Annotated in this window: 16 protein-coding genes; 1 reads left to right on the top strand and 15 read right to left on the bottom strand. The window is 35.3% G+C overall.

All coding sequences use genetic code 11. The features are described from left to right. A partial coding sequence (locus JN09_RS02135; RefSeq protein WP_204432149.1) for an IS3 family transposase occupies window positions 1-280 on the top strand: 280 nt, incomplete at its 5' end. Window positions 281-359: 79 nt separating this feature from the next. Here JN09_RS02135 and JN09_RS02130 read toward each other — a convergent pair. The 15 genes from JN09_RS02130 to rpmH form a co-directional block, all read right to left on the bottom strand. Next, the gene (locus JN09_RS02130) at window positions 360-3,638 is read right to left on the bottom strand and encodes an immunoglobulin-like domain-containing protein (protein ID WP_204432147.1); all 3,279 of its coding nucleotides are present in this window, start codon (window positions 3,636-3,638) and stop codon (window positions 360-362) included. 46 nt (window positions 3,639-3,684) lie between these two features. Further along, window positions 3,685-5,733 carry an extracellular solute-binding protein gene (locus JN09_RS02125; protein ID WP_204432145.1) on the bottom strand — a complete coding sequence of 683 codons (2,049 nt, stop codon included), beginning with the start codon at window positions 5,731-5,733 and terminating at the stop codon, window positions 3,685-3,687. Between the two features lie 13 nt (window positions 5,734-5,746). Then, on the bottom strand, window positions 5,747-7,144 hold the full coding sequence (locus JN09_RS02120) for a carbohydrate ABC transporter permease (RefSeq protein ID WP_204432143.1): 1,398 nt from the start codon (window positions 7,142-7,144) through the stop codon (window positions 5,747-5,749). A gap of 11 nt (window positions 7,145-7,155) precedes the next feature. Further along, entirely contained in the window at window positions 7,156-8,481 is a 1,326-nt protein-coding gene (locus tag JN09_RS02115; protein ID WP_204432141.1) for a carbohydrate ABC transporter permease, read from the bottom strand. 10 nt (window positions 8,482-8,491) lie between these two features. Next, complete coding sequence (locus JN09_RS02110) at window positions 8,492-9,559, bottom strand: ABC transporter ATP-binding protein (protein ID WP_204432140.1); 1,068 nt, start codon at window positions 9,557-9,559, stop codon at window positions 8,492-8,494. Window positions 9,560-9,954: 395 nt separating this feature from the next. Beyond that, complete coding sequence (locus JN09_RS02105; RefSeq protein WP_204432139.1) at window positions 9,955-11,349, bottom strand: MATE family efflux transporter; 1,395 nt, start codon at window positions 11,347-11,349, stop codon at window positions 9,955-9,957. 15 nt (window positions 11,350-11,364) lie between these two features. Further along, window positions 11,365-12,750: an asparagine--tRNA ligase gene (gene asnS, locus JN09_RS02100; protein ID WP_204432138.1), complete on the bottom strand. Its 1,386-nt coding sequence runs from the start codon at window positions 12,748-12,750 to the stop codon at window positions 11,365-11,367. After that, a complete protein-coding gene (gene dgs, locus JN09_RS02095) occupies window positions 12,747-13,760 on the bottom strand; it encodes a processive diacylglycerol alpha-glucosyltransferase (RefSeq protein ID WP_204432137.1) in 1,014 nt (337 codons plus the stop codon). The genes asnS and dgs overlap by 4 nt, the downstream gene beginning before the upstream one ends. A 145-nt stretch (window positions 13,761-13,905) precedes the next feature. After that, entirely contained in the window at window positions 13,906-15,093 is a 1,188-nt protein-coding gene (locus JN09_RS02090; protein WP_204432136.1) for a DNA recombination protein RmuC, read from the bottom strand. Window positions 15,094-15,095: 2 nt separating this feature from the next. After that, window positions 15,096-15,485, bottom strand: a complete 390-nt coding sequence (locus tag JN09_RS02085) for a hypothetical protein (RefSeq protein ID WP_204432135.1) — start codon at window positions 15,483-15,485, stop codon at window positions 15,096-15,098. Window positions 15,486-15,494: 9 nt separating this feature from the next. Then, on the bottom strand, window positions 15,495-16,337 hold the full coding sequence (locus JN09_RS02080; RefSeq protein WP_204432134.1) for a hypothetical protein: 843 nt from the start codon (window positions 16,335-16,337) through the stop codon (window positions 15,495-15,497). 75 nt (window positions 16,338-16,412) lie between these two features. Further along, the gene (gene jag / locus JN09_RS02075) at window positions 16,413-17,036 is read right to left on the bottom strand and encodes an RNA-binding cell elongation regulator Jag/EloR (RefSeq protein ID WP_204432133.1); all 624 of its coding nucleotides are present in this window, start codon (window positions 17,034-17,036) and stop codon (window positions 16,413-16,415) included. Window position 17,037: 1 nt separating this feature from the next. Next, window positions 17,038-17,928 (bottom strand): YidC/Oxa1 family membrane protein insertase, encoded by an 891-nt coding sequence (locus JN09_RS02070; protein WP_204432132.1) that lies wholly within the window; start codon window positions 17,926-17,928, stop codon window positions 17,038-17,040. Next, on the bottom strand, window positions 17,915-18,265 hold the full coding sequence (gene rnpA, locus JN09_RS02065) for a ribonuclease P protein component (protein ID WP_204432131.1): 351 nt from the start codon (window positions 18,263-18,265) through the stop codon (window positions 17,915-17,917). Before rnpA ends, JN09_RS02070 begins: the two co-directional genes overlap by 14 nt. Before the next feature lie 92 nt (window positions 18,266-18,357). Beyond that, window positions 18,358-18,492 (bottom strand): 50S ribosomal protein L34, encoded by a 135-nt coding sequence (gene rpmH, locus JN09_RS02060; protein ID WP_204432130.1) that lies wholly within the window; start codon window positions 18,490-18,492, stop codon window positions 18,358-18,360. Between the last annotated feature and the right edge of the window lie 83 nt (window positions 18,493-18,575).

The raw sequence follows: 18,575 nt of genomic DNA, 5'->3' as shown, positions 1-18,575 counted from the left end.
TGACAGGGGATTTCAATACACGAGCAGATCATTTAAAAATCTATTAGATAAACACAATATGGTGCAAAGTATGTCTAGAGTAGGTAAGTGTATTGATAATGGACCAATCGAGAACTTATGGGGCATCATCAAATCTGAAATGTATTATTTAGAAACGTTTGATTCATCAGAAAAACTCACAAAAGCAATTAAAGATTACATTAAGTTCTATAATCATGAAAGAATACAACGTAAATTAAAAAGCCATACACCTTTAGAATATAGGTATATGGCCATCTAATTTTATATTATTTACCGTGTCTACTTGACAAGAGGCTGTTCACATCCTTTCGGACATGTCCTTTTTAAAAGTTTGAAAATTATGCAGCTGCGTAAGTGATTTCGATGGATGTGATCCAAAGTTGTCCAGACTTACTGCCTGTTGTAGCATTTTTCACTGAGAATGATGTAATATCTAATGCACTATATTCAAGAGTTTGACTTGAAACTTTAGTGGAGTCTAGATTGATTACTTCTGAACCTAGTGTTAGTACACCAGCTGTTTCGCCAGCAACATGGTTGCTACCTGCGCCAAATGTAATTTTGACTGAAACGATTCTTTGTCCACCTAAAGTAGAAATAGTTAAAATATTACCGTTTCCAGTAGATCTGTCTGCATATAATCTGATTGAACCATCTGCATTTAGACCAATAATATTATTATAACTACCAGCTTTGTTAGATGTTACGTCAAAGATAGTTTCGCTTAATCCAATAGTTGTAGCATTATTACCTGGAGAAACCATGTTTGTGCTAGTTCCGCTGTAAGATGTTGTAACAACAGTACCTTCAACAGCAGGTAATGAGCCTAGAGTAACTTCGATTTCAACTTCAACAGCTGCTTCTTCACCTAAAGTAAGTGTAGCAACTAATGTAACTACTACTTGACCTTCAGAAGGCATTGTAACTGTTTTAGCTACTAAATCGATTAATGAATTGTTAGCACCTTCTGCATCTTTGAATGCATAAGCAATTGCTGAACCATTAGCGCCTAAAGCTGGAAGTTCGATTGCACCTGCTGCAGTTAAAGCGATATCTTTAATTGCTGCTGCGTCTGCTGCTAATTTAGCTGCATTATCTTGTGGTGTAACTGTAACTTTTAATACATTAAGAGCTAATAATTGTGGATTGTTAAACCAACCAACAACTGCTGTAACTTCAGCAATTTCACCAACAACTAATTTGTCTAGTTCTGCTTTAGCTTCAGTAGTTAATACAACTCTATCATCCCATCTCAATTCGATAGTTTTGCTTGAAGCAACTTGAGTTAAGATAATTGAAACTGTGTTGTATGTAGCATCTTTACTTGGAGTAGTGGTTCTTGATGTAACGCTCATTCCTTTCAATTCAACTAGTGATGATTGTACTGAGATTAAACCTGTTGCTGATAATTCTAATGCATCTGCATTAATTGGAGCAATTGCATCACCAGCACCTTTGGCAGTTACTTTTGTAGGCTTAACTTGAACTAGTCCGTTGTATGAATCTGTAGCTCCGATTACTTCAACTTTCTTACCCTTATTTGCAACTAATGCAGCGTGTAGGTCAGATGATGAATCGATACGTACTACAAGAGAATCTGTTCCGTTAGAAACATACACGTTTCCACGTCCATCATATTCAAAGACTGTAGCTTCAAAGCGAACTTGTGCGCCTTTTGCTGAATCAATAACTTCTTTAACTGTCTTAACAGGAAGTTCACCAACGTTAATGTTAATCTTAACTGTTTCAGCTGGTAAGTCTTTAAGTGTAATAACTGCTGTTAATTCAACTTTAGTTACAACACCATCAACTGGTGTAACAACACCTGTAGTTGAGTTGATAACTGATTCATTATTAGATGACCATGCTACTGATGCACCATGGATTGATTTAACTAAATCTAATGTTGTAGCTTCAACAACGTCAGCTGGTTGTGATTTTTCAACAACTGCTTTAGCTGCTGCTAATGCTTCTGCATCTGTATCGAATGCAACTACGATGTCTGTAACGTCATCGAAGAATAATCCGTACCATACATATCTATCAGATCTGAAACCATACATTAAGAAGTCGATAGTGACAGTCTTACCATTTAATTCAGCAAACGCTTCAGAATTTGATTGGTAATAAATGTTTGATACATACTTAGTAGCGTATTGAATAGCTTTACCACCATCAAGTTTGCTAATAACTGTTTCGCCTTCATAGTCAGTTGGAACTAACCAGTACTTGTAGCTTGAAGTTGCGCCTTCTTGAGCGTCGACTAAGACTTTCGCAGTGAATCTTGTGTATTCATAGAACACTTGTAGTTCACTTGGATTAGTTGGTAATGATAATCCATCGATTAAATCATTATAATCAACTTGAGTTGCAGCTAAATCGGCAACTACTTCAGTAGATTCAACAAATGTTAATACGTTTGGTGCATAGTTCGCTAATTGTCCTGCGCTGTAGTAAATGTCAAATTCGCCTTCAACGTCATAAACTTTACCAGGAACTAAGCTATTATAAATAACTTTGCCTCTATCGAATACATAAAGAATGTCTGTACCATCATGTAAGAAAATACCATCGTTGATCTTACCTAATACTTTAACACCTTTAACTTTTACATATTCGCCGTCTTTAGCTCTTCCATCACCAGTGTATAGATCACCAATGGTTTCAAATACTCTACTTGGCTTGTAAGAAAGAACTTTAAATTCTACATCTTTAGTTACAGTAACGCCTTCATGAGTAATAGAAGCAGTCATTGTAACAACTAAGTCAGGTTGTCCTAAAGCTGGTCTTACAACTTTACCATCAACACCCATTGTTTCTGGATGTGAAGAAGTCCATACGATTGTATAAGTTACATCTTCATATTTTACTGATGTTTGTAAAGTTTGGTTTGCAGTAATACCATCAGTAGATACGTCTGATGTGAATGCAGCACCTAAGTTAACTGCTTCAGTTAATGTTTGTTGAACAGTCTTTGGCATACCTTTAACGAATGCGAAGAATTCAACTACTACAGCTTCACCTTTAACTGTGATTGTGGCAGTTAATTTAACAGCTTGTCCACCATCTTTAGTATAAGCAGGTCTTGTAATCTTACCATCAACTGCGATTAAAGCAGTGTTGGCAGATGCCCAAGTAACAGAGAACCCAGAAATAGTAGAAACTAATTCTAAGTCTGCAATAACTTCATAATTAACGTCGCCAATAGTGTCAGCATAAACAGCTTGTAATGCAGCAGTTGCAGCATCTTTTTCTGCTTGTGTTGGGCCTTCTACGGCTTTAACGGTAATTTTAAATTCTTTACTTTCAGTTTTACCATCAAAAGTTAAAGTTGCAGTTAGTGTTACTACTGTATCACTTGCTGGTCTTGTAACTTTACCTGCGGCACTTAACACAGCTGTGTTATTTGATGCCCAAGTAATGGTAACTTCTCCTACTTTAGCAGGAAGTGTTGGTAAATCCTTAGTTACAGCTGAAATGCTGTCTCCTGATGCGTAAGTGATTGTTAAATCAGCAACGGCATCTTTTAAAGTGGTATCTGTTTTACCACAAGCAGCTAACATTACTACGCTTAGTAACGCTAACAACATCGTCAATCGTTTAAATCCGATTTTCATACTTCTCCTCCTATATTTTTTATTGAATAATCAATAATTAAAAACCTTAGTTCCCGAGAATCTTTTTAGCTTCATCTACTGCTTGTTGAATTGCAATGTTAATTACGTTAGGGTTAGTTGCTAACATAACTTGGTTGAACGCAACCCCTACTGCAGTTCTTGAAGTAGATGAACCTACGAATGCTTGGTCGAAGAATTGAACATCTTTTTGAATAGATGCTGCATTAATAGCTTGGCTCATTAAATAGTCAGCGCCTCTTAATGCTTTACCTTCTTTGTCAAGACCATTTCTGAATTGGACGAATGCTGGATCTGAATATACTGATGTTCTAACTGGAGAGTATCCAATCTTCATTGAGAAGTCTAATTGAACATCATAACTTGTTAAATGCTTTAAGAAGTACCATGAAGCTAGTTTTTGTTGTTCTGTACCTGCTGATGTGATAGATATGTTTGTACCTTGTTGAATTGCAGTCCAGTTTTCAGGCATTTCTTTGTTATATGGCATTGGTGCTACACCAACTTCGAATAAGTATTGATCAATGCCTGCGCCTTCGTTAGTAACTAAGATAGGTGCATTGTATCTGATACCACCAGTTGAACCTATAGTGATGAATGTGAAACCATTCTTGAAGATATCGGATGCATAGCTATATGAGTCACCCCAGTTACCAGGAACAGTGATTGCTGTCTTGTTGTCATAGAAGAATTGTAACATGCTTCTGGTTTGAGCATTATCAAACTTGATGACACCATTTCTGTTTTCATCGATACCTGTGTATTCTCCGCCCCATTGTCTTGTTAAAGTAATGAATGCGTTGTCTGTTGAGTCATATGAGAATGGTACAAACTTCTCTGTCATTAATTTGACGTTATCGTCAGTAAATAATGCTTTTTGAGATTGTGACCCATGAGTGTTAACAAATGTTTGGTTTTCTTTGAAATAGCTATTTGCAATTTCTCTATAAGCTGGTGCCAAAGCAATAATATCTTGCCATGTTGATGGGAATTCAGCAGGCGCTTTACCAGCTGCAACCAATCTGTCATAAACAGTCTTATTATAAGCTAATACTTCAGTTGACTTGTTGAATGGCAATGCATAGAAGTCACCATCTTTAGTATATTGGCTATTTTCAGTTCTATATGAACCGATTAAGTCTGCGAATGAGTCTTTAGCATCTGTTGTAGAATAACCGTGAACTGGATGTGCATAGTAAGGTGACACGCTTAGTAATGCATTGTAAGTCAAGTATTCCATAACGTGGTCTGGATAGGATTGAACTAGGTTTGGAAGTCCACCTGTACCAGCTGCTTTAACTACAGTGTTCTTAAGTTCAGAATATGATTGTTCTTTCTTAATAACTTCTACTGTAATATTTGGATATTTCGCTTGGAATGATAATGCATACTTCTTCAATTCAGCTTCGATTGAATCCCCGTTTGAATGCCAGAATGAAATTGTGATTGGATCTGTTGTTAATTCTGTTGGGATTGAGTATTGAGCTTTAACAGTTAATGTAACTGCGATTGAAGTTGTATAACCAGCACTGTTTTTAACTTCGATTGTGAAGTTAGAAACACCAGGTCTTGCTGTGTAAGGAGTCCCCTTAACTTTTAATTCTGCAGTTAAATCGCCATCGATAGCATCTCTAGCAGAAACCCCTTCAAGTGGGTTGTAAGGGTTTGAACCAATGTAATATACTTGGTTTGAATAAGCCCCTTCAATTACTGCTGGCGTTGCTTGTTGGCCTTCTTTTGCATTAACAACTAACGCGATGGTTTCTTCTGTTTTTAAACCTGCACTGTTAGTAACAGATAATTTATATGAGAAGCTACCTGGACCACCGATCCAAATACCACCTGCTAATTTGTCTGAATCTAACCCTTCAACAATAATTGAAGCTGTTAAATCCTTATCTTTAGTGTCTTTTGCAGTTATCCCTGCTTTAGGATCGAATGTATCACCATCTGTAATGGTTACAGTTTTTCCTGCAGGAATACCTTCAAACACTGGAGCGCTTGCTCTAACGTTAGCACAAGCAGCTAAAGTGATGACTGCAACTACTGCAATCAAGAATGAAGCTATTTTTTTCATTTAATTCCTCCTATTATCCTTTAATACCGGATCTTCCTACTCCTCTAATAATGTATTTTCTTAGAGCTAAGAATACGATTAATAGCGGTATAGTAACCAGTGCACTGGCTGCGATCTGAAGGTTGTACATTAATCTCATACCTTCTGGATCCATAAATGATGCTTTGTTAAGTGCGACTGATATTAGATAAAATTTCTCATTACTGTTTGGTAACATAGTTGCCATTAATCTTGGCCAGATGAAGGCATTCCATGAACCGATAACGCTTAAGATTGTAATTGTGAACACGGTTGGTCCAGCAATTGGTAACATAACTCTTACTAAGTACTTAAAGTCTGTACAGCCATCAACTTGCGCTGCTTGGTAAAGGCTGTTTGGAATTTGTTTGAATGTTTGGCGTAAGAAGAATATGTAGAATACGCTTGTCATGAATGGAATGATCATCGCAAGGAATACTTTGTTTCCTGCTGTTGAAATCCAACCAAATTCAGCTACGGTAATGAAGTTTGTAATGATGTATAATTCCCCAGGAATCATCATTGTCATTAATAGGATTGAGAATAATGTTTCTCTTCCTTTGAAATCAATTCTTGAGAAGGCAAATGCTGCAAACACAGTTGTGATAACAGTACCTAATGTCGAAATGATCCCCACTAATAACGTGTTATAAATGTATAAACCGAAGTCCATTTCATTTAATACGTATTTGAAGTTAACCCATTGCATGTCTTTTAGTGCAACGAAGAATGAAGGGTTTGTTGATTGTGTTTCCTCAAATGTTTTTAAAGCGGTTAGAACCATCCAATAGAATGGTAAGAATACGAATGCTGCAGCAATTCCGATTAAGGAATATAACAATACTGTTTTAGCAGCAATACCAATAGTTTGGGTACGGATTTTCTTACGTAATCTGATTTCTTCTTCAGTAGCTTCGCCTTCATGGTCTGGGCTATTTTTTCTGTTTTTGAAGTTTTGGAATTTTACTTTAAACCAACGACCCATATTTTTAATGGCTTCTAAATAACTGTGCCCTGTCGCAAACTTTAAGATGTTATGTGTGTTATAAAATCTAATGATTGCACTGACTGGGTTTAGTAATAATAATGAAATAATCCCTTTTACAAAGGTATTTCCCGCAAACCAAGGATCCATTTCGTACTCAACTTTATTGAAGTGAGTCTTAGAATCGATGAATAATAGTGGTGTTGCGATCATTGCGAATATCGCTAATATACTTAGTTGTAGACCATTGAATACAAAGTTAATGTCTACGATCTCTTCTTTTGTAGGTACCGGAATGTCGATGAATGCTTTAACGAATAATACGAGGTAGATAATTACTGCAATCGCATCAGCCGCTAATACAAATATATCAGTCAACTTCCATCTATTTAAATATTTCTTTTCCATAATAGCCCCCATTAATAGTGCACTCTCTTCTTACTTACTTGCATTTGGACTAATGTGAATAATAAGATGATGCCAAATAATACTACAGAGGATGCAGCAGCTAATGATAAGTTACCAGGTGCTCTGTTGTTCAAGTAGTCATAAATGTACATTACGATGGTCTTCATGTTATAAGTTGCACCACGAATTTCACCGTATTCGTTGGTTAACGTAATTACGGATGAATAAACCTTAAGTGCACCAATGATTGATGTAACCATAATGTAGAAAATCATAGGTGAGATTAGAGGGACTGTAATCTTTCTAAATACTTTGGATTTTGGCGTTGCATCGATATCTGCCGCTTGATAGTATTGTTTATCAATACCTTGAATTGCGGATAAGAATACCATGATTTTAAACGCTAATGAATCCCAAACTGAGTAAATAACCATAACACCCATAACTGCCCAATAGTTGGCATTTGTGGATAGCCAGTTTACTTTATCAATACCAATCCAACCTAACATAGTGTTAATTAAACCGAAGTTTTCATTAAACATAAACTTAAATACTAAGGCAATCGCGATTGTATTTGTTACATATGGTAAGAAGAAAATGGTTTGGAAGAATCCTTTAAGTCCTTTAATTGAATTTAGTCCTGCTGCGATCAATAGTGCAATCACGATTGAAATTGGAACTGAGATAAATGCCATTAATAATGTATTAATTAAAGCACTTGAGAATGTTCCAGCAGAAGGTCTAATAAACCCTCTTTGGCTAATAACTTTGATGAAGTTTCCAAAGATTGTATAACCTTGGATAGATCCATCAGCTTCAGTATAGCCAACAAATATTAATAATCTAAGTGTGTTGATGATAGGCCAGAATGTGAACACCGCTAATAGAATTAATGCTGGAGCTAAGTATAGCATCGCTTTTGTAAAACGTTCTGTAGCTACTTTTCTATCGCCTTTTCTATTGATTGTGCGGTTATCATCTGGTAAATACTTGATAACATTTTTGATGATGGTAATTTCTTCAAGCACTTTTGCATCTTTAGTTGCTTTATAAGATACTGATAATGCTTTTTTCTTTTCAACAAGATCTTTTCTAATTTCTGCAATGTCTAAGTCAAGTTGAATATCGATGTCCTTACCATCAAGATTTAAGTATTTTAGAACATAATCTAGTTTTGCACGATTACGTTCGATTCGTTTCTCTTCTTGTGTAACGATCGACCAAAATTTTCTAAATGAGCCCGAAATAGATCTTTTTACAGTTAAGTATACGTTTCTAATGGACCAATTAAGCTTTGAAAAGAATGATTTAATGTTACGAGTAATCTTCTTAAACATCATTAAACCCTTACCTTTCTTTTTTGGAGTCTAGTACAACTTTACCTGTTTCAATGTCAAATAATAAAATCTTTTCGTCTTTAATTGATAATTTAATGTCTTTGATGTTTTCAACTGTTTCTGAGTCTACTAACGCTCTTACTTGTTGTTCACCTAAGTTAAAACGGATGATGGTATCTCTACCAATGATTTCAACGTCTGTAACGTCTACTTTTGATCCAGCTTCAGATACTTTGAAGTTTTCTGGTCTCATACCAACATCATATAAACCATCTTTAGCTTTCTTGTTAGCAAAGAACTTGCCACCAAAGTAAAGTTTGTTGTCTTTGATTTCGCCTCTTGTAACGTTAATTGCTGGGCTACCTAAGAATTTAGCAACAAATAGGTTTACTGGGTTGTAATACACTTGTTGTGGTTCATCTTTTTGTTGAACCACACCTTTTTCCATTACGACGATTTCATCAGAAATACTCATAGCTTCTTCTTGGTCATGGGTAACGAAAATAGTTGTAATACCTGTTTCTCTTTGAATACGTTTGATTTCTTCACGAGTTTGAAGACGTAACCTTGCATCTAGGTTTGATAGTGGTTCATCAAGTAGAAGCACTCGTGGTTTTTTAACAAGTGCACGCGCAATCGCAACACGTTGTTGTTGTCCACCTGATAATTCTGCTGGTTTTTTGTCTAGTTGATCTTCAATACCAACTAACTTAGCCATTTCAGTTACTCTCGCAACTGCTTCCTCATAATCAACCTTTAGGTTTTCTAATGGGAACATGATGTTTTGTCTAACTGTCATGTGTGGATATAAAGCGTAGTTTTGGAATACTAATCCAATTCCTCTTTTATCCGCAGTTAGTTTGGTAACATCTTCTGTTCCAAATAGAATTCTTCCTGAGGTAGGTTTATGAAGGCCGGCAATCATAAAAAGCGTCGTTGTTTTACCGCAACCAGAAGGTCCTAGTAACCCAACTAACTTCCCAGAAGGAATGACAATATTTAAATTATCTACCGCTCTGGTTTCTTGCTTGTTCTTCGCGACAAATACTTTTGTCAATCTGTTCAATACAATTTCCATAATCTATACTCCTTGTGTTTTACACTATATTTTTATAAAAATAAAAGCACTTATGGTATTAGCCTAAAGTACTGTCTTTATCAATGGAAAAAAATTTCTTGTTATCGTAAGGTTTTTAGCTGTTTTTGTTATGATATTTTGATCTAACATCTATCCTTCACCTCATCACATGTATTATATAATAATAATACAAATATTTCAATTCATTCAAAAAAACATTGCAAGCAATTTACTTATTTTTTACTCAGTTAGAATCGTAAGCGCTTTCTAGCGTGACTATATTTTATTACAATATGTAACCGTTGTCAACAATAATATTCTACCAGTAGTCAAATAACGATTATAAAGGCACTTTTTTATAAAAAGCGCCCTCTTATATAGAATATATACCATTCTTAGTAATAGTTTACCAATTGAGTAGGATTGTTTCTGAGTTTTGTATAAAAGACTACGGCTAATACTAGTGCTAATATGGCAGTGGAAGTGTTTGAAATAAACATGGTGTATCCAATTGCAATGTAGTTCAGTTTAGTGAAACTCATAAACGCCCATAATACTGGGATTCTAAATATAAACAATCTCGCCATATTTACTCCCATCGCAACCTTTGTATGTCTAAATCCATAGAACATCGATAGGGTAATTGATATGACCGCAGAACTAAGTTTTGAGAATACTTCAAAGTTAAATAGTGCAATCGCCATGGTTTTAAACTCATTTGTTGAGTTCTTATTAACAATTAGTGGTAGAATTGCATCCTTAAATATAAATGCGTAAACAACTGTGATTATGCCAACTAAGACACCAATGGTTAATGCGATAGGATAAACCTTTTTCGCTCTTTCGACTTTGCCGGCTCCCATGTTTTGAGAGATCACGGTTGGTACTGCTTCTTCAACTACTAGTGCGAGTGTTGCACCACCACCACCAATCTTTTGGGCGATTGAGAATGCGGATACCGCCATTGTTCCATAGGCTGCAATCATGGCGTTCATGATTACTCTGCCTGTAGAGAATATAAATTTACCAAGAAAAATAGGAAGGGATAGTTTTAATATGGGTAAAACATACTCTTTCTTTAATCTTAATCCCTGTAAATTTATTCTAAAGGCGTTATTCTTATTAAACAGAATTAGAAATGCAAATAGAGTAAGGAATCCTTGAGCAATCATCGTTGCCACGGATATCCACACAATACCAAGTTCAAATACATATACGAATATGACAGATAAAAACAACTTAATCGTCATGATGACAATATTCAGCTTTAGTATTTTTTTCGTGTTTGCCTTAGCTTTTTCCAATCCGATAAATACGCTATTTATTGTGATAAAACCAGTGGTAAATATTTGGACAATGAAATACCCTAATCCCGTATCAATAACGTCTTTAGGGGTGCCTAATAGCCTTAGAAATGGCTCTGCAAAGGGTACAAGTAACAGAATAATCGCAAAACTTACATAGACGGCCAAAAAGAATACCGATGAGGCATTTTTTTTCGCCTCATCGATACGATTAGCACCAATATGTCTTGCTACAATCACGGCACCACCTGAAGCAATCCCTGCCCCAAATGCTGTGATCATGTTTTGAATTTCTGTAAAAATAGCCACGCTCGCAATTTCGGTATTTCCGATATGTGCAACCAGCATCATATCTATAAATCCATATAGATGGTTAAACAAACTATATATTGCGAGTGGGTATGTAATATACAAAATAACCTTTAATAGATTACCTTCAATGATATATTGTCTTAAATTTAATTCTTTCGAGCCTTTTGCCTGCACAACAATGCCTCTATTCTAGAATTCTGCGTGTTTAGGGGTTCTTGGGAATGGAATAACGTCTCTAATATTTTCCACACCTGATAGGTACATTAATAAACGTTCAAAGCCCATGCCATAGCCGCTATGTACACAGCCGCCGTATCTTCTTAAGTCTAGGTACCATTCTAAATCTTCTTTTGGTACACCCATTTCATCCATACGTTTAATTAGCATATCTAAACGTTCTTCTCTTTGAGATCCACCAATTAACTCACCACTACCAGGAACTAATAAGTCTACAGCCGCAACCGTTTCGTTATCATCATTTAAACGCATATAGAATGCTTTAATGTCTTTTGGCCAGTTTGTGACAAACACTGGGGATTTAAAGTGAACTTCAGTTAAGTATTTTTCATGTTCTGTTGCTAAGTCTTGTCCAAACTCAGGTTTGTTTTCAAACTTAACTTTAGAGTCTTTTAAGATTTGAATAGCGTCTTTGTGTGTAACACGGTTAAACTTAGAAGCTACTAATGATTCAAGTTTTGATCTCAATCCTTTTTCTACGAATTGATCAAAGAAATCAATTTCTTCTGGCATTTGTTTTAAAACATCTGTGACGATGTATTTAACCATATCTTCAGCCATTTGCATGTTGCCTTCTAAATCAGTAAATGCCATTTCTGGTTCAATCATCCAGAATTCAGAGGCATGTTTTTGTGTATTTGAGTTTTCAGCTCTAAATGTAGGGCCAAATGTATAAACGTTTCTAAAGGCTAAGGCGTAAGCTTCAGCTTCTAATTGTCCAGTCACTGTTAAGTTGGTCTTTTTCGCAAAGAAGTCTTTCTTATAATCGATGTTGCCTTCTTCGTCTCTAGGTGGATTATCCAGTGGAAGTGTTGTTACTGTAAACATTTCACCAGCACCTTCACCATCATTGCCAGTAATTAATGGGGCATGAAAATAGATAAATCCTTTTTCTTGGAAGAATTTATGGATTGAGAATGCAGCAACGCTTCTTAGTCTAAATACTGCGTTAAATAAGTTGGTTCTAGGTCTTAAATGCGCTACTTCTCTTAAAAACTCTCTTGAGTGTCTTTTTGGTTGGATTGGATAGTTTTCCAAAGAATCCCCTAATAGAGTAACTTTGGTTGCTTTAATCTCATAAGGTTGTTTCATTTCTGGTGTTAAAACAAGGGTCCCTAGAATCTCAACACTGCTTCCTACTCTAAACTTTTGAACATCAGAGAAGTTTTCTAGTGATTCTTCATAAACCACTTGAAGGTTTTGAAGCGTCGTACCATCATTAATATTTAAAAATCCAAACTCTTTTTGGGCTCTATTCGTTCTAATCCAGCCACTGATGGCCACTGTTTGGCCGGCTAGTAAATCTTTTTTTAAATCCATTTCTTTTACTGTGTTCATTTCTCTAGTCTCTTTTCTAATAATTCTTGATATATTCCTTTAAGTTTTTCTCCAATGATCTTTAAATCTTTTTGAGAAACACTTTCGTAAGCATTTTTAGTCATTTCGCTCATATCATTATTTAAAATATGCTCGATTAATGCTTTAAACTCTTGATTGTTATTGCCTTTTAAGACTTCTTTATTATGAGTGAAGTCATCGTAAACACCAATGTTGCGAACAATAATTGGTAAGTTAGATGCCATCGCCTCCAAGACAACAATGCCTTCTGTTTCCTCATAACTTGGGAACAACAACGCATCTGCGCTCGTAAACGCGCCTTTTATAATATCTCCCGCGATATAACCTGGCATGATCACATTATCTGGTTTTTTCTCGATTGCTTGTTTGATGGTTTTAGTTTGCATCGCTTTTGAAAGGGTTCCAAACCAAATAAAAGTTACATTTGGCATCATTCTTGCAATCTCTATGAAGTCATGCAATCCTTTACGCTCAAATAATAACCCTACCCCTATCACAGCTTTATCCGTACTAGCTAGATTAAAGTGATTTCTGAATTGGGCTTCTTTTGATTCATCTTTCTTATATTCATCCAAATCTATACCATTGCTCAATACTTTGATCGGACAAGTAATGTATCCGTATTTCAGAAGTAAGGATTTGGAGTAATTGGATGGCGTAATAATCAAATCCGCATTCGAATACATATTCTTTAGCTTTTGATAGAACCACCCTTTAATGTATTTAGAAAAATTAAATGAATTTAGAAAATCTTCTTTAGTTGAATGTGCATGAACAACGACAGGTATATCTTTACGTTTCGCATGTTTCAAGAAACTATAAGACTCGGCAAAAACAGTATTAAAATGAACCAAGTCAAACTTCTCTGTTCGATCGGTTGTTACCGTAACACCATTCATTTCTAAAGCTTTAAATTGTTGACGAAATGCTCTTCCGATTCCACTCACTTTGAGCATCTTTTGCATTTCTTTAAATAATAGAACTTTCATGTATTCACATCCTAAACTTAATTATATCAAACCGATATCAAAAAAACGAGTGCAACTCGACATAATTCGCATGAATTCACCCTGATTTTCATCATTCAGTTAGAGAAAACGCCCTTACTAAATTAAAACTCAGTAAGGGCGTTCTTTATTCTAGTATAAATGGTTCATTAATGGTGTCAAATTCGGAAGTTTCATTCTTTTCAATTACCTCAACACTATTAATGGCCTTAAATCTTTTAGATATCTTCTCAGAAGTGACTTTAACATCTTCTGCTTGATTATTCACTGTCTTAATATTCTTTAGAAGTTTATCCCATCGCTCTTGATAACGTTCGAACTCGATTGATAACTTAGATAACTCTTGTTGAATGAGCTTTGAGAACTCAGAGCGTTTCAAATCCTTTAATATGACTTGAACAATTGTCAATGTAGACATTAATGTTGTAGGCGATGACAACCAAACACGTTTTGATTGAGCGTATAAAATCAATTCTTCATGTCTACTATTAATCTCTGCGAATATCGCTTCTGCAGGAATAAACATGATGGCTTGATCTGTGGTCTGATCGGTAATAATGTATTTGGATGAGATCATATCAATATGTTTCCTAATATCCTGTTTAAACGTCTTAGTTGCGGTTAATCGCGCTTCATCAGAGAGGGTATTGTCCATCATTTTCTTATAGTTTTCAAGCGGAAACTTTGAATCTATACAAATGTCTCCAAGAGGTTCAGGGGCGTGTAGTAAAAAATCCACTATTGTCCCATTTGATAATGTCTTTTGAGTTTCATAGACTAAATCATTTTTATCTCCGAAGATAGCGGAAAACAACTGTTTCAGTTGAATTTCTCCAAACGTTCCCCTTGTTTTCTTATCAGACAATATCTCATTCAAACTAACTACATCAGTTGAAAGCTTCTCTATTTGTTTTTGAGCTTCGTCAATTCTTACCAAGCGTTCAATGACTTTATTGAACGTCTGATTAGCTTGATCAAACCCGCTTCCTAGTTTTTCTTCTACTTTGGCATTGATTTTATCCATTTGAGTGGATAGATTCTCCATCATCTTAGTTGTAAACAAGGACATATCTTCACTTATCTTCTTGTTGTTTTCATAAACGACATTGGATAAATGTTCTTTTAAATCGCCATTTTTCTCAGTTAACGTCACAAGTGTATCGCTGTTTTGTTTAATGAGCATTTCTATTTGTTTTTCAAGAATCATTCCGTGATTGTGAGTTTTTGGATGCGTCACCAAATAGATCAAGACGACAACTCCAATAACTAACAGTGTTACAACCCCAATTAGAATCCATAAAAGAAGTGTTGTCATATCTATTTAATAAAGTTAAACGTTAAGACTGGTTTGTATATGATGCCTTTGGTTGCTTCATTAGCGCCTTTGATGGCCACATAAAACCAGTAAACCAATAACATCAATCCTAAAACCGATGCCCCAATCAAAGTGAACACACCTAAAATAGGGATGATTCCGGAAATACCTGCAGAAATACCTAGCAATATAGCTAGTACAAAGATAGTGATATTCACATTACTGATAATTGTAAACCCGTCAGTAAGATAATTGATCTTCTCAGTATTCTTGAAATAACTTCTCATAAGAATCGTAATGATCAACCCAGGTATATTTAATATCAGTGGTAATAACCATCCAATTAATAAGACTAAATTATATTCCATTCCCCAAATCTTTTGATTGTTCATAATATCCTCCTAACCAATATAATAAACATACTTAATATTATTCTTCGTAGTTACAAAGTAACTAATATATGTACTTTTTGATAAAACTAAATCATTAACAGTGACCGCTATTCCATCTCTGTTAAATTTATACTTTTGATCGCTCTCATCCGTTCTTAACGACTCATAAGCACGAGATACCAAATCTGTACAATAATACCTGTTTTTAGTATTCAACACAAACCAGAAATTGTACTGAGCTTCTTTTTCTTCTAAATCTCTTAGATAATCTAATGCCCCAACTATGTCATCATTGGTTGCGCCTTTAACTCGTAACCCAATCCATTCGTTACGATAGTAAGTACCGTATGCCACATAAGAAGGGTCTGTTTCAGAAACAGAACGATAATCATTATCTAACCAATAATTATATATACCACCAACGACATGGGTATTTCTTCCACCATTAATCATTACATCAAGTAGCCTTTCATCATCATCAGGTATGCCCACTGTCTCGAATATCTTATTGTTCTCATCTAACATGGCAGCATGCCCTCCGAAGAAAAACGATACAAACTGATGAATACCTGCATAACCAACGAGTGGAGATTGCTGGGTGACAAATATATCTCCTGAAGAACCTGGACGACTGAGATCACCTAAAAAGAAAGGGTCTCTAACTATCTCATGTGGATAATATGTTTCACGTGAAACCTTGAAATATTTTACGGTGTCAGTGCTAATAGATTCTTGAAATACTCCTTTCTTTTTGAAAGCCTCAATTTCTCTATTAATAGCTATATGTTCACCCATGGTTTGCCCCGTAAGAAACACAAAGAATCCAATAATTAAATATAAAACTAGTTTCATTATTCGCTTCATGGCTATATTATAGCATACTATATTATCCAACAGGAAACGATAAAAAAAATAAGGCAGTTGGCCCTATTTATTTCTTGGTTTGATGATAATTTTTCTGTTTTCGCCTTCGCCCTCAGACTCAGTATAAACGTCTCTCCACTCTGCTAATTTAGTGTGGATGATACGGCGTTCATATGAATTCATCGGATCTAAAACGGCTTGTACTTTAGAGAATGCAACATCTTTTGCTACTTTAGTTGCTAAGATCTCTAGTTGCTTTTTACGGTTTTGCTTATATTGACCAATGTCTAATGATACCAACATCTTTTCGTCTGTAAAGTTATGTAAGAAGGTCTTTAACAAGGTTTGAATGGCTTCAAGTGTTCTGCCATCTTTACCGATTAAAAGTGCATTTTCTTTACTTTGGATTTGATAATAGATTTCTAATCCTTCATTAAGGCTTCTGAATTCCATTTTAACATCAATATCCAATGATTGGAAAATAGCTTCTAAGTACTTCTTACCTTCTAAAGCTAAATTGAATTCTAGAACCGCTTCATACGTTTGTGAAGCTCCTAATCCAAGAATACCTTTCTTCTCTTTAATCAAGTTTAGCTTGATGTATTTTAGAGGCATTTTTAGTAATTCAACAGCTTTAAGTTCTGCATCTTTAAGTGTTTTAGCTTCGATATCTACTTTTTTGATCATATTAGCCCACCAAATCCTTATTCTTCATTTTTTCATACTTAACTTCGTTTAACTTACGGTTAATTAAATTTTGAATAATTGAATAGATGTTCCCTACAACCCAGTAAAGCGCTAAAGAGTTACGTTGTAGTGATAGTGAGAACATCATGAAGATCATAAAGTATTGCATATACTTCATCATCTTTTGAGTTTGTTCAGCTTGACTTGCCTGTGGATTGTGTGATGCAGTATTCTTAGCGTAACTTGGTTTTTTAGTTGCTAAATGGTTTAAATACCACATAGTAACTGCAACGATAATTGCCAATATCCATCCGCCAAGGTCGCCTTTTTGTCCGAAGATTGCGCTCATGTTCCCGGCTACGTCTAGACGCATACCAAGGAATTTAATATTTGAGACGTTCTCTGCATAAGTTCCGCCACCAAGGTAAATTCTTTGAACTACTTGATACATTGCTAAGAACAATGGCATTTGTAGGAATGGCATCAAACAGCCCATAAAGTTAATACCGTACTTCTTGTAAATCCCCATCATCTCCATTTGCATTTTTTGTTGAGATTCTGGATCTTTACGTGTTGCATACTTAGCTTGAATGCGTTGCATTTCTGGTTGAGCTACAGCCATTTTAATGGATAAGTCATTACTCTTAGCATAAATTGGCCACGCGATGGTACGTACGATGATAGTAGAAAAAATGATCCCCATTGCGAAACTGTTGTTAAATAGTTTTCCAAAGAAAGCCATTAACCACGCAATTGGAGTAACTAGTATCCATTCGAACCAATTTCCCTCACCGGCGACAATTGGTTTTGTGGTATCTCCGCTACAACCTGAAAGAAAAACTAATATGCCTGCTAATACAAAAAGCATTAATACTTTCTTATGATTTTTCATTCGATTGCTCCGTTTTCTTAAATTTTGATAACTGCTTTAAGATGTTTGCTTCAATTTCAGCGAATGAAAGTCCGCTAGCATCTTTCTTAACTACAATTACGAAATCAAAAGAAGGTATGTCTTTTGAATGATTATTTATAATCATTCGCAATTGTCGTTTGATTTTATTCCTTTCGACCGCCCCACCATACTTTTTACCTATTGAGATTGCGAATCGGAAGTGTTCGTTTTGACTATGGGCTGTGTATATCACAAACCTCCTGTCTCCACTGCTTTTTTTATTTTGTATAATCGCATCGATTTCGCTATTTTTCTTGATTCGATATACCTTTTTCATTTCTTTGTTATTATCTTAAAAAAGAAAAGGACTACCAAAAAAATATTTCCATATTTTAATCGAGTAGTCCAGGTTTTTTTAAAATAATGAGATTAAACTGTTAATTGTGCGCGTCCTTTAGATCTACGACGGCTAAGAACGGTTCTACCACCAGCTGTAGCCATACGAGCTCTGAAGCCATGGGTTTTGATACGTTTAAGTTTACTTGGTTGATATGTTCTCTTCATAAATAAACCACCTTTCTTACGAAACCATGCGTAGTTAATTATATAAATAACAATTCGAAATGTCAACTCAAATCGATAACTAT

This window comes from Paracholeplasma morum, assembly GCF_016907055.1.
Lineage (GTDB): Bacteria > Bacillota_I > Bacilli_A > Acholeplasmatales > UBA5453 > Paracholeplasma > Paracholeplasma morum.
The sequence above is the reverse complement of the archived record's forward strand: the minus strand, read 5'-3'. Positions and strand labels throughout refer to the sequence as shown.

Coding starts and splice junctions, on each gene's coding strand:
- JN09_RS02130 (WP_204432147.1), bottom strand. CDS start 3,638: ATGAAAATCGGATTTAAACGATTGACGATGTTGTTAGCGTTACTAAGC.
- JN09_RS02125 (WP_204432145.1), bottom strand. CDS start 5,733: ATGAAAAAAATAGCTTCATTCTTGATTGCAGTAGTTGCAGTCATCACT.
- JN09_RS02120 (WP_204432143.1), bottom strand. CDS start 7,144: ATGGAAAAGAAATATTTAAATAGATGGAAGTTGACTGATATATTTGTA.
- JN09_RS02115 (WP_204432141.1), bottom strand. CDS start 8,481: ATGTTTAAGAAGATTACTCGTAACATTAAATCATTCTTTTCAAAGCTT.
- JN09_RS02110 (WP_204432140.1), bottom strand. CDS start 9,559: ATGGAAATTGTATTGAACAGATTGACAAAAGTATTTGTCGCGAAGAAC.
- asnS (WP_204432138.1), bottom strand. CDS start 12,750: ATGAACACAGTAAAAGAAATGGATTTAAAAAAAGATTTACTAGCCGGC.
- dgs (WP_204432137.1), bottom strand. CDS start 13,760: ATGAAAGTTCTATTATTTAAAGAAATGCAAAAGATGCTCAAAGTGAGT.
- JN09_RS02090 (WP_204432136.1), bottom strand. CDS start 15,093: ATGACAACACTTCTTTTATGGATTCTAATTGGGGTTGTAACACTGTTA.
- JN09_RS02085 (WP_204432135.1), bottom strand. CDS start 15,485: ATGAACAATCAAAAGATTTGGGGAATGGAATATAATTTAGTCTTATTA.
- JN09_RS02080 (WP_204432134.1), bottom strand. CDS start 16,337: ATGAAACTAGTTTTATATTTAATTATTGGATTCTTTGTGTTTCTTACG.
- jag (WP_204432133.1), bottom strand. CDS start 17,036: ATGATCAAAAAAGTAGATATCGAAGCTAAAACACTTAAAGATGCAGAA.
- JN09_RS02070 (WP_204432132.1), bottom strand. CDS start 17,928: ATGAAAAATCATAAGAAAGTATTAATGCTTTTTGTATTAGCAGGCATA.
- rnpA (WP_204432131.1), bottom strand. CDS start 18,265: ATGAAAAAGGTATATCGAATCAAGAAAAATAGCGAAATCGATGCGATT.
- rpmH (WP_204432130.1), bottom strand. CDS start 18,492: ATGAAGAGAACATATCAACCAAGTAAACTTAAACGTATCAAAACCCAT.